The sequence below is a fragment of the Mycobacterium simiae genome (assembly GCF_008370645.1).
Classification (GTDB): Bacteria; Actinomycetota; Actinomycetes; order Mycobacteriales; family Mycobacteriaceae; genus Mycobacterium; species Mycobacterium simiae_A.
Genome location: NZ_VTZN01000057.1, coordinates 15,799 through 27,660 on the forward strand (window position 1 = coordinate 15,799; position 11,862 = coordinate 27,660).

11 protein-coding genes are annotated in these 11,862 nt (G+C 64.6%); 5 read left to right on the top strand and 6 right to left on the bottom strand.

What is annotated here, in order from left to right:
- The first annotated feature begins 14 nt into the window (after window positions 1-14).
- A complete protein-coding gene (locus tag F0Q45_RS11420; protein WP_373424959.1) occupies window positions 15-1,388 on the top strand; it encodes a zinc-dependent metalloprotease in 1,374 nt (457 codons plus the stop codon).
- Between the two features lie 37 nt (window positions 1,389-1,425).
- The gene (locus tag F0Q45_RS11425) at window positions 1,426-2,280 is read left to right on the top strand and encodes a cyclodehydratase (RefSeq protein WP_149654063.1); all 855 of its coding nucleotides are present in this window, start codon (window positions 1,426-1,428) and stop codon (window positions 2,278-2,280) included.
- A 19-nt stretch (window positions 2,281-2,299) separates the two neighbouring features.
- Here the strand turns inward: F0Q45_RS11425 and F0Q45_RS11430 are convergent, their stop codons facing one another.
- Window positions 2,300-2,473: a hypothetical protein gene (locus F0Q45_RS11430; protein ID WP_149654064.1), complete on the bottom strand. Its 174-nt coding sequence runs from the start codon at window positions 2,471-2,473 to the stop codon at window positions 2,300-2,302.
- A gap of 137 nt (window positions 2,474-2,610) precedes the next feature.
- Between F0Q45_RS11430 and F0Q45_RS11435 the strand changes: the two genes are divergently transcribed.
- Window positions 2,611-3,954: a macrolide-binding ATPase MABP-1 gene (locus F0Q45_RS11435; protein WP_149654065.1), complete on the top strand. Its 1,344-nt coding sequence runs from the start codon at window positions 2,611-2,613 to the stop codon at window positions 3,952-3,954.
- A 30-nt stretch (window positions 3,955-3,984) separates the two neighbouring features.
- Here the strand turns inward: F0Q45_RS11435 and F0Q45_RS11440 are convergent, their stop codons facing one another.
- Together F0Q45_RS11440 and F0Q45_RS11445 are read right to left on the bottom strand one after the other, a co-directional pair.
- Entirely contained in the window at window positions 3,985-4,248 is a 264-nt protein-coding gene (locus F0Q45_RS11440) for a WhiB family transcriptional regulator (protein ID WP_149654066.1), read from the bottom strand.
- A gap of 411 nt (window positions 4,249-4,659) precedes the next feature.
- Window positions 4,660-6,759 carry an ATP-dependent DNA helicase UvrD2 gene (locus F0Q45_RS11445; RefSeq protein WP_188112886.1) on the bottom strand — a complete coding sequence of 700 codons (2,100 nt, stop codon included), beginning with the start codon at window positions 6,757-6,759 and terminating at the stop codon, window positions 4,660-4,662.
- 133 nt (window positions 6,760-6,892) lie between these two features.
- Here F0Q45_RS11445 and mrx1 point away from each other — a divergent pair, with 133 nt between their 5' ends.
- Together mrx1 and F0Q45_RS11455 are read left to right on the top strand one after the other, a co-directional pair.
- A complete protein-coding gene (mrx1, locus tag F0Q45_RS11450) occupies window positions 6,893-7,147 on the top strand; it encodes a mycoredoxin Mrx1 (RefSeq protein WP_149654068.1) in 255 nt (84 codons plus the stop codon).
- A gap of 311 nt (window positions 7,148-7,458) precedes the next feature.
- Window positions 7,459-8,043 (top strand): sensor domain-containing protein, encoded by a 585-nt coding sequence (locus tag F0Q45_RS11455; protein ID WP_262490953.1) that lies wholly within the window; start codon window positions 7,459-7,461, stop codon window positions 8,041-8,043.
- A gap of 15 nt (window positions 8,044-8,058) precedes the next feature.
- Here the strand turns inward: F0Q45_RS11455 and nudC are convergent, their stop codons facing one another.
- The 3 genes from nudC to F0Q45_RS11475 form a co-directional block, all read right to left on the bottom strand.
- Window positions 8,059-8,982 carry an NAD(+) diphosphatase gene (gene nudC / locus F0Q45_RS11460; protein ID WP_149654070.1) on the bottom strand — a complete coding sequence of 308 codons (924 nt, stop codon included), beginning with the start codon at window positions 8,980-8,982 and terminating at the stop codon, window positions 8,059-8,061.
- 187 nt (window positions 8,983-9,169) lie between these two features.
- Entirely contained in the window at window positions 9,170-10,240 is a 1,071-nt protein-coding gene (locus tag F0Q45_RS11470) for a potassium channel family protein (RefSeq protein WP_149654072.1), read from the bottom strand.
- A gap of 61 nt (window positions 10,241-10,301) precedes the next feature.
- The coding region (locus F0Q45_RS11475; protein ID WP_188112887.1) for a 3'-5' exonuclease at window positions 10,302-11,862 on the bottom strand (1,561 nt) is incomplete at its 5' end.

Sequence of the window (11,862 nt, forward strand, 5' to 3'; positions counted from 1 at the left end):
GTACCGTTGACCCTATGGCTGACCTGCCTTTCGGCTTCTCCCCCGGAGACGACCCTGACCGCGACAAGCGCGGGAAGAACGATCCCGACTCCGGCTCGGGAGCTAATCCGCTCGGCCCGTTTGGGATCAGCGGAGATTTTGCCATGGCCGACCTAGGGCAGATTTTCACTCGCCTGGGCGAGATGTTCGGCGGTGTTGGTAGCGCCATGACCGCGGGCAAGAACGCGGGACCGGTCAACTATGACTTGGCCCGGCACGTGGCAGCAAGCTCGATCGGTTCCATCGCGCCCATCTCGGTAACAACCAACTCGGCGATCTCCGATGCGGTGCACCTGGCCGAAACCTGGTTGGACGGCGCCACCTCGCTGCCCGCCGGCACCGCCAAGGCGGTGGGCTGGACCCCCCTCGACTGGGTCGACAACACATTGGAAGTCTGGAAGCGGCTGTGCGATCCGATGGCCAAGCAGATCGCGACGGTGTGGGCGACCGCCCTGCCGGAAGAGGCCAAGAGCATGGCCGGTCCACTGCTGTCAATGATGTCGCAGATGGGCGGCATAGCGTTTGGCTCACAGCTGGGCCAAGCACTCGGCCGGCTCTCGCAGGAGGTGCTGACCTCGACCGACATCGGTCTACCGCTGGGACCTAACGGGGTGGCCGCCCTACTGCCCAGCGCTGTCGAAACATTCGCGTCAGGCCTGGAACAGCCGCGTAGCGCGATCCTGACCTTCCTGGCCGCCCGCGAGGCCGCTCACCATCGCCTGTTCAGTCACGTGCCCTGGCTGGCCAGCCAACTGCTCGGGGCGGTCGAGGCCTACGCCATGGGCATGAAGATCGACATGACCGGAATCGAAGAGCTGGCTCGCGACTTCAACCCGGCATCGCTGGGCGACCCCGCCGCCATGGAGCAGTTGCTGAGCCAAGGAGTATTCGAACCCAAGGCAACACCGGCACAGTTGCACGCACTCGAACGTCTAGAAACCCTGCTCGCCTTGATCGAGGGCTGGGTTCAAACAGTGGTGACCGATGCGCTCGGTGATCGTATTCCGGGCACTGGCGCCCTCAGCGAGACGCTGCGCCGCCGCCGAGCCAGTGGCGGACCCGCCGAACAGACATTCGCCACCCTGGTCGGCCTGGAACTGCGCCCGCGCAAGCTCCGGGAGGCCGGTGCGCTGTGGGAGCGTCTGACGCAAGCCGCCGGTGTGGACGCCCGGGACGCGGTGTGGCAGCACCCGGATCTGCTTCCTGCGGCCGAGGATCTCGACGACCCCGCCGCATTCATCGATCAGGTCATCGGCGGCGACACCAGCGGCCTAGACGAGGCGATCGCCGAGCTCGACCGCGATATCGGCGGCTCCGACGACTCGGGCCCCGGTGCTGTGGATAACTGAGCGAGCGCCGTTCTCCGGCGTGGCACAGTCTCAGGTCATGCCCCGGGTCGTGTCCACCTGCTATTCGCTAGATCCGGCGATGCCGGTGCTGTTGCGGCCCGACGGCGCCGTCCAGGTGGGCTGGGATCCCCGCCGTGCCGTGCTGGTCCATCCACCAAGCGGGCTGACCGCGCCGGCTGTGGCCGCGTTGCTGCGGTCCATGCGTTCACCCACACCGATCACCGAGCTGCAGCGCCAAGCCGTCAACAGCGGTCTGACCGACGGCAACGACGTGGCGAACCTCGTCAACCAACTGGTCAGCGCCGGTGTTGTGACTCGCAGACGTCGCAACCACACCGGCCGCGCAGCGGCGATCCGGATCCATGGTCGCGGGCCGCTGGCAGATCTTCTGGTGCAGGCGCTGCGCTGCTCGGGGGCGCGGGTCGGGCACAGCAGCCAATCTCATGCAGCGGCTGCTCCCGGTGCTGCGGACCTGGTGGTCCTGTCCGACTACCTAGTGCCCGATCCGCATCTCGTGCGCGATATGCACAACGAGGGTATTCCGCACCTTCCGGTACGGGTTCGTGACGGCACCGGCCTGGTGGGACCGCTGGTTATCCCTGGGGTGACCAGCTGCCTGCGGTGCGCCGATCTGCACCGCAGCGACCTCGATTCCGCCTGGCCGGCCATCGCCGCTCAGCTGCGCGACACAGTGGGGGTGGCCGACCGGGCTACCCTGCTAGCGACGGCGGCGCTGGCCCTCAGCCAAGTGAATCAGGTGATCGCCGCGGTACGCGGTGCGGAAGCCCAACGCGATCCCCCATCAGCGCTGAACGCCACGCTGGAGTTCGACCTCAAGGCAGGCTGCACGATGGCGCGCCATTGGACCAGGCATCCGCTGTGTTGTTGCTGACGTCAGTTCCCGACGGCAACTAGCCCAGCCGGCCCTGCTCCGGGACGTTCGTTGAGATTGACGCATACGCGCGGGCCAGGTCATCGAGCACACCCTCGGTCAGGGTGCCTTCTTTTCGGTGCTTGTCCAGCGTTTCGATGATTGCCCTGAACAGGGCGTCGGCGGTGTCGTGCTGAGTTTGTTTTGCGGACATATTTTTGCGGTCCACCCTCCGGCCGTGGGTCTGGATGCGTCACACCGTTGCGACCTGCAAGAGACTACCGTCGGCTGGTCGGTCGAGCGGCGCGCGAGCAGTTGTTGCCAGATCAATGCCGCGACGAGCTCAGCGTCATGGATGATGAGTGTGTGTCGGACATTAAACGCGGCCGCGCGGCGCGTAACGCCAAGCTGGCCAGCATTCCCGTCGGCATGGCCGGCCGGGCGGCTCTGGGCTTCGGCAAACGGCTGACCGGCAAGTCGAAAGAGGAAGTCAACGCCGAGTTGATGGAAAAGGCCGCCCACCAGCTGTTCACCGTCCTGGGCGAGCTCAAGGGCGGAGCGATGAAGGTCGGCCAGGCGCTGTCGGTCATGGAAGCCGCCATTCCCGAACAGTTCGGCGAGCCCTATCGCGAAGCGCTGACCAAGCTACAGAAAGACGCCCCGCCGCTGCCCGCCCACAAGGTCCACCGCGTGCTCGACGCACAGTTGGGCACCAAATGGCGCGAGCGCTTCAGTTCTTTCGACGACACCCCGGTGGCCTCGGCCAGCATCGGCCAGGTGCACAAGGCGGTGTGGTCCGACGGCCGCCTGGTGGCGGTCAAGATCCAGTACCCGGGTGCCGACGAAGCGTTGCGGGCCGACCTGAAGACCATGCAACGCATGGTCGGAGTCCTCAAACAGCTGTCACCAGGCGCCGACGTTCAAGGCGTTGTTGACGAGCTGATCGAACGCACCGAGATGGAGCTCGATTATCGGCTGGAGGCCGATAACCAGCGCGCGTTCGCCAAGGCTTACACGGGTCACCCACGCTTCCTGGTGCCACATGTGGTGGCAAGCTCACCGAAAGTGGTGATCCAGGAATGGATCGACGGCACACCGATGTCTCAGATCATCCGGTTAGGGACCCGGGAGCAGCGTGACCTCATGGGCACGCTGCTGCTCGAGCTCACCTTCGACGCGCCGCGCCGGGTCGGCATGCTGCACGGCGACGCTCATCCGGGAAACTTCATGCTGCTGCCTGACGGTCGCATGGGTGTCATCGACTTCGGCGCCGTGGCGCCCCTGCCCGGTGGCTACCCGATCGAGCTCGGGATGACCATTCGATTGGCCCGCGAGAAGAACTACGACTTGCTGTTGCCGACCATGGAGAAGGCTGGGTTGATCCAGCAAGGTCAGCAGGTGTCTGTCCGCGACATCGATGAGATGCTGCGCCAGTACGTCGAACCCGTCCAAGTAGAAATTTTCCACTACACTCGCAGGTGGCTGCAGCGAGTGACCGTGCGCCAATTGGATCGGTCGGTCGCACAGATCAAGGCGGCCCGGCAAATGGACCTACCGCCCAAGCTGGCACTTCCGATGCGGGTGATCGCCTCGGTGGCCGCGATCCTGTGCCAGCTTGATGCGCACGTGCCGATCAAGTCCCTGTCGGAGGAGCTGATCCCCGGCTTCGCCGAGCCCGATACAGCCGCCGTCTGATCGAACAACGCTCCGGCCGTTCGACAAGAACTAAGCAGCCACCTTGCGGGGACGCCCGCGCGGACGTTTGCGACCGACGATCGCGCCACGCTCGAATATCTCGCCGCCCCACACCCCCCACGGCTCGGCCCGCTCGAGCGCTGCGGCCAAGCACTGGCTGCGAATCGGGCAGCTCGCGCAGAGGGTCTTGGCACGTTCGAGATCAGCCGGGGTTTCGGCAAACCACAAGTCGGGATTCCCACCATGGCATGGCAACACCGGCAGCATCTGTCTAGGGACTGTCGGTGCCGACATGTCCTACTTCACCTGCTTCCTGGTCTAGGGGATGTCTTTCGAAAGTGACCCGGACCAGGTTGCGGGGAATTGACCCAAAAACTTTGGCCACGGATCCTTGTGACTTCGGTCCGTGGCCATGTGACTGAGCTACGTAGTAGCTACGTTGGGCTCCGATCCACGGACGCGAAAGTCGCTGTGGCGACACGGTGCTTCACCGCTGCCGCCGGTGCAGCGGCATGACGGGTGGGCGCGATCAGCACACGAGCAGCCACGCCCACACCGAATGCATTCCTGCTGATCATCGTGGCCGCCCTCCTCTCGCGTTAACCGTCGCATTGCCGGCGTGGCGCGCCAGCATCAGGTGCCCTTCGAGGGTAATCGGTCCCGGCCGGGTGTGACAAACGATTTTCTGACCTAGACGTTTTGCCCTCAGCGGGCTTGCCGAACCACCTCCAACACGTCGGCCCCGTACTGTTCGAGCTTTCGGGCACCGATACCCGGTATGGCAATCAGCGCCTCGTCGTCGTCAGGGAGCAGCTCGGCGATGGCGACCAGGGTGTTGTCGGTGAAGACAACATAGGCCGGCACATTTTGTTCCTTCGCGGCGTTCAGCCGCCACGACTTGAGCTGAAGCAATAACTCCTCGTTGACGTCACCGGCGCACGTTTCACAGCGCCGCAGCATGATCGCGGCCGGGGCGGTCAGCTCTTTGTTGCAGATCCGGCAGCGGGAGGTGCCCCGGTTGCGACGAGTCTTGCTCGGCCCCGGGTCGGCTCGCGTCTGCGGCGCAATGCCGTTGAGGAAACGCGACGGCTTGCGGCTCTGGCGACCGCCCGTAGCTCGAGCCAGCGCCCAGCTGAGCGCCAAATGCACGCGGGCCCTGGTAATTCCGACGTAGAGCAGTCGGCGCTCTTCCTCGACCGGCTCGCTGTCGGGGCCGTGCGCCAACGCGTGCGAAATGGGTAGCGTGCCGTCGGCTAGACCGACCAGGAAAACCGCATCCCATTCCAGACCCTTAGCGGCATGCAGCGAGGCAAGCGTCACGCCTTGCACAACCGGTGGGTGCCGGGCGTCGGCTCGGGCCCGCAGCTCGGCGAGCAATCCGGGAAGGTCTAGGTGCGGACGCTGCGCCACTTCGTCGTCAACCAGTTGGGCCAACGCTGTCAGCGCCTCCCAGCGATCCCTGGCTCGGGTGCCGACGGGCTCTTGTGCCGTCAACCCCAGCGGTTCCAGGACGGCGCGAATGACGTCCGGCAACGGTCCTTCGGCGCCGCGGTCGGCGGCACGCTGGAGCGCCACCAACGCCTGTTTGATCTCCTGACGGTTAAAAAATCCTTCGCCGCCGCGAACCTGGTAGGCAATGTCCGCCTCAGTCAGTGCTTCCTCGTAGACCTCTGATTGCGCGTTGACGCGGTAGAGAATGGCGATTTCGGAAGGCGGAGTCCCGGATTGGATAAGCCGGGTGATCGAGGCCGCTACCGCCGCGGCCTCGGCAGCCTCGTCAGGATGCTCATGAAACGACGGGGCTGGCCCGGGCTCACGCTGGCCGGTTAATTGCAACTTGCTGCCAGCGACCCGGCCCCGAGCGGCCGCGATCACTCGATTGGCCAGCGAGACTACCTGCGGGGTGGAGCGATAGTCGCGCTCCAGACGCACCACCGTCGCGTCGGGAAACCGGCGCGAGAAGTCAAGCAGGAAGCCCGGCGAGGCCCCAGTGAACGAGTAGATGGTTTGGTTGGCGTCGCCGACGACGGTCAGGTCGTCACGATCGCCCAGCCAGGCCGAAAGGACCCGCTGCTGCAACGGCGTAACGTCTTGGTACTCGTCGACGACAAAGCAGCGGTAGCGGTCGCGGAACTCTTCTGCCACCGCAGCGTCACTTTCGATAGCGGCCGCGGTGTGCAGCAACAGGTCGTCGAAATCAAGCAGCGTGACGCTGTCATCGCGGAGTTTGAGGGACTCGTATTCGGCGTAGACCGTCGCGATTTGTGCAGCGTCCAGTGGGGTGTCGCGGCGCGCCGCCGCCACCGCGGTGGGGTATTGCTCGGGACCAATCAGTGAGGCCTTGGCCCACTCGATTTCACCCGCCAGGTCGCGCACGGCATCGGTGCTGGCGTGGAGCCTGGCCCGGCTAGCTGCGCGGGCCACGACGGCGAACTTACTGTCCAACAGCTGCCAGCCGATGTCCCCGACCACCCGTGGCCAGAAATAGCGCAGTTGACGGTGCGCGGCCGCGTGAAAAGTGAGAGCCTGCACAGCACCGACACCCGAACCGCTTCGCGCCGCAGCGCCCAGCGCTCGCAACCGGGCGCGCATTTCTCCTGCGGCCCGCTGAGTAAAGGTCACCGCCAGTATCTGGCCGGCGGCGACATGGCCGGTGACGACAAGGTGAGCGATGCGATGGGTAATGGTCCGCGTCTTGCCTGTTCCAGCGCCCGCGAGTACGCAGACTGGTCCACGTGGAGCCAACACGGCTTCGCGTTGCTCGACGTCCAGTCCGGCGGTCAAGGGGGCTGCAACCATCGGCATAGCGTCCATCTTGGCAGCGATGGCCGACAGTACGCGTGTTAGGCCACGCCGTCGGGCGGGGCTTGCGCGGCGCCCCGGCTGCACACCGGCCCGCTGCACGGCCCGCCTCGTCGCCGGGTTACGTTTATCAGCTATGACCAACGCTGCGCTCACCATCTATACGACGTCATGGTGTGGCTACTGCCTTCGCCTCAAGACGGCACTCAAGGCAGAAGGGATTCCCTACGACGAGGTCGACATCGAACGCGACAATGCGGCAGCGGATTTCGTCGCTTCAGTGAATGGCGGCAACCGAACCGTTCCGACGGTGAAGTTCGCCGATGGATCAACGCTGACCAATCCAAGCGCAAACGCGATCAGCGCCAAAATGGCGGAGGTCGGCGGCTAAGCCGCTTGGGACCGTTTCCGCATGACGTTGGCCGACACGGGCCTCCGCCCCCAGTGTTGGTGCCAACCACAAGTTTTTTCCTCGTAAGATAACCACGCCAGCTTTGGCTTTGCGGGCAAAGCTGGCCGGTACCATAGCGCCAACTCCAACCGCGGATATCGATCCGCAGAAGACGGCTATCAACGATGAGGCGCTACGGCTCAACCCGTGCTATCGCGAAACGCTTAGCTTTTTGGCTCGCGGCAAACGTTCGCGCCACGGTCGCCGGTGCGGGCAAGTCGGGCGTCATTATTTCCTGCACAGTGGTCGCAATGACGGCCTGTACGCACCAGGGCACATCAGCCACGCCCACCACCACACTCGCATCGGGTGCTGATGCCTTGATCATCGGCGTCGAAGAGGTGCGGCGCATCGCCAATTACGAGGAACTGACCGCGCATTCGCATGCAGACCTGCATCGGCCACCGTCGGGTGACCTCAGCGCACCGGGTCCCTGCCGAGCGGCGGGAACCAGCGATCTCACCTTCGCGGGCGGCTGGACAGAGTTTCGCAGCGCAGGCTACAGCGGCGTAACCGATGACATAGACCCCGGGGGGAAGGCCCTGGTGGATTCAGTGAGTCAGGCCGTTGCGATCTACCCGGATGCCCACACAGCTCGCGCCGCGCTCGATCAACTCGCGGCATCGCTGACAGCCTGCATGGCATTACATCACCCCAACTATGGGTTTCTCGTCGACAAACCCGATCCCACCACCGTGAGAATCACCGATCAAGGTTGGAGCCACCTGTATCGCGCCAAGAATGCGGTGTTGATATCCGTCGGAGTATTAGGCATTCAACCAGCTGAGCAGATTGCGAACACTGTCCTCGATGCCATCAGCGAGCGAGTCAGGTAGTCGCTTCGGGCCAACTCAGTCGCGCGCCGCCCATGATTCGATAATTTCGCGGGCGATCGAAACCGAACCGGGCAGCAGCAACTTCGACTCGGAAGCACTGGTCCAGTCGCCCGCATCCAGCGCCCCACGCACTTGATCGCGGGTGAACCAGCCGGCCTCTGCGATCTCGCCGTCGTGAAACGAGAAGTCTTGATCCGGGTCAGCCACAGCGTGGAAGCCCACCATCAACGAGCGCGGAAACGGCCACGGTTGGCTGCCTAGATAACGCACGTCACGGACCGTCAGGCCGATCTCCTCACGAACCTCTCGGACCACGCACGCTTCGAACGACTCGCCGGCCTCGACGAAACCGGCCAACAGCGAGAACAACCGTTGCGGCCAGACCGCCTGGCGGGCCAACACCACCCGATCACCGTCATCATGAATCAAGCAGATCACCGCCGGGTCGATGCGGGGGAACTCCTCGTAACCGGTGCGCGGGTTGACACGCGACCAGCCGGCTCTGGCCGGTTTGGTCGGGCTACCATCCAACGGGCTGAATCGAGCACTGCCATGCCAGTTCAACAACGCCATCGCCGAGGACACCAATTGGCTGCTGGTGTCGTCGATGATCGTGCCGAACCGACGAAGGTCCACCACCTCGGCCTGCACACCAGTCTCCTCAGGACACTGCAGTGCGCTCCTGATCGCCCAGACATGGCGGCCGCCCGCGATCCGGCCCAAAAACACCGCCTCCGGCGGCGGCTTGTCGGCCAGCGCGGACGCCGCACCAAGCACCACCCGCCCGTTTGCGACGAGTACCTGATTGCGAGCATCCACCCGCAATAGCGCCGCCTCAGACCAACCGGCAGCTGCCGCTTCCACATCAGTCCGCAAATGGTCAGCTCGATCGGCGCCGACGCGAGCAAGCAAAGGAACATTCCGCAACGGGAAATCCACCTTAGGCCACCTTAGGCCCTCATCTCCCAATGCCGACCCGCCGCACTCGGCTCCGCCGAGCTTGCGATCGCCCCGGCGCCCGATGTGTGCCGACCCGCCGCACTCGGCTCCGCCGAGCTTGCGATCGCCCCGGCGCCCGATGTGTGCCGACCCGCCGCACTCGGCTCCGCCGAGCTTGCGATCGCCACTAGTGCCCCGTGTTGCGGACGTAGAGCAGCCGGTCGTTCGCCTCGATGGCGTCCACCTCTGGTGCACCGATGCGCAACAGTTGGCCGTTGCGCACGACACCGAGCACGATGTCCCGCAGATGCCGCGGAGATCCGCCGATCTCACTCTGTTCGACCTGGCGTTCTGCGATGGCCAACCCGGCATCGGGGGTCAACAAATCCTCGATCATTTGCACAACGCTGGGCGTTGTGGTGGCAAGTCCCAGCAACCGGCCGGCGGTCTCAGAGGAAACGACCACCGAGTCCGCCCCCGATTGTTCGAGCAAGTGCTGGTTCTCGGCCTCCCGAATTGAGGCCACAATTTTGGCTTTGGGCGAGATCTCGCGAGCAGTCAAAGTAACCAGCGCCGCGGTGTCGTCGCGGCTGGCGGCCACGATAATTGAGGCCGCATGTTGAGCGCCAGCCAACCGCAACACATCTGACTTGGTGGCGTCGCCATACACTGTGACCAGTCCGGCCGCCGCGGCGCGGTCGAGGGCCGCACGGTCGGTGTCGACAACGACGATTTCGCCGGGCACTACCTCGTCACCGAGCATCGCGGTGATTGCCGTCTTACCCTTCGTCCCATAGCCGATGACAACGGTGTGGTTGCGCACCCTGTTCCTCCAACGCTGGATCTTCAGTGCTTGACGGGACGTTTCCGTGACCACCTCGAGCGTCGTGCCGACCAACAAAATCAGGAATGCAATTCGCAGCGGCGTGATGATCAAGACGTTCGTCGCGCGCGCGAATTCAGAAAAGGGGATGATATCGCCATAACCGGTCGTCGACAGCGTCACCGCCGCGTAGTACAGACAATCCAAGAACGTTAGTTGGTCGCCTTGCGAGTCACGGTAACCGTCACGATCGAGGTACACGATGATGGCGGCGACTAAGAGCGCCAGCACGGCGATGACCACCCTGCGCACAATGATGCGAGCCGGACTGGCCCGACCTTGCGGAATGCGCAGCACACCGACAAGCGCGTAGCTGGGCTGAACGGTCAACCGCTCATCAAGGCGCCTCAGCCTCCGCCAGCTACCTCTTGCCACGGGAATCCGTCATCGGCTCATCTCAAGGCACGACACAGGCACGAGAAACATGTAACCATGATCAGTTGTCGCATCGGCCACCGGAGTGGGCCAGCAGCGCGGCCAGCTCCCCAGCGTCAGGCAGCTCATCAGGGGCCACGGTGATTCCGCTGCGCACATAGTAGAAGGCGGTGCGCACCGACGATTCCGGGCATCCGCACAGCCCAGCCCACGCCAACCGGTACACGGCCAACTGGACAGCGGCCTGCCGCATTGCCTCGAGCCCGCGCGGCGGCTCACCGGTCTTCCAGTCCACCACCGTGGCGCGGCCGTCCGGGCCGGCGAACACCGCGTCGATGCGGCCACGCACCACAGTGTGGCCGATCGGCATTTCGAACGGCACCTCGACCGCAATCGGGGTACGCGCCGCCCAGGGCGATGCCGCGAAGGCGGCCTGCAGTTCGACCAACTCCTCGAGGTTTCCTAGGTCGGAGTCGGCGGCTCCCGGAAGGTCTCCCAGGTCGAATAACAATTCGACTCCGTAGAACTGCTGAACCCAGGAGTGAAACGCATTGCCCAACAACGCATGCGGGTCCGGGCGCGTCGGTAGCCGGTGTAGCAGCCGCTGGGTTGCGCCTGCACGGTCGCGGGCCAGCTCCACTAGGCCGCTGACCGAAACCTGGCTGGGCAGAACAGGAACCCGCGACTTTGTGCCGCGCGCACGTTCCGCCAACAGCGCGTCGACGTCAGCGGCCCACCCGCCTACATCGGAGGCCAACCCGCCGCCCCCGTCGCTCGACATAGCCTCAACGACCAACGCGGCGCCGCGTTCGATATCACCGCGGCGCGGCGCCAACGGATCGGCTGGCCAATAGACTTCGATAGCATTGTCACGCCACGGGTTTCGTTCACCCTCAGCCGGCGCGGGAGCCCAATGGTCAACAATCCCGCACGGATCTCCAGCCGCGGCTGAGTGGTCGATAATGTCTTTGATTTCGCACAGGAATTCCGATGGACCGCGCGGTTTGATCCCGGTAGAGCCCCAGTGGTGACCGGATACCAGCAGAGTGTCCTCAGCCCGAGTAACGCCCACATACAACAACCGGCGCTCCTCGTCGACGCGTCGCTGATCGAGCTCACGACGGTGCTCGAAGATTCTGTCCGACAACTGTTTTCGATTGGATACAGTCGAAACGTCCAAGACCGGGATACCGAGCGCCCCCGCGGAGGCGCGGTCGCCACGCAGCAGCGGCGGGAGCTCGCTCGGATCAGTAAGCCAACTGCTTCGCGATGCGGTCGAGGGAAAGGTGCCACCCGACAGGTGCGCCACTGCCACAACCTGCCACTCCAAACCCTTGGCCGCATGCACGGTGAGCACCTGAATCCGGTCGCGGGCAGCTGTTTGCTGCGCCGGCGGCAATCCATTCTCTACTTCAGCGGCCACGTCCAAATAGGCCAACAAACCTGTCACCGACGCCTTCAGGTAGGCGTCGGTGGCTTTGCTGGTAGCGGTGGCACGCTCGGCATAATTCGCGGCCACGTCGGCGAAAGCGTCGAGATGCTCGGTGCCGGTCCACTCCCCCGACGCTGCGGATTTGGCCCGGGCTTCGCAATCGACACCGAGCGCACGGCGGACCGCGGCG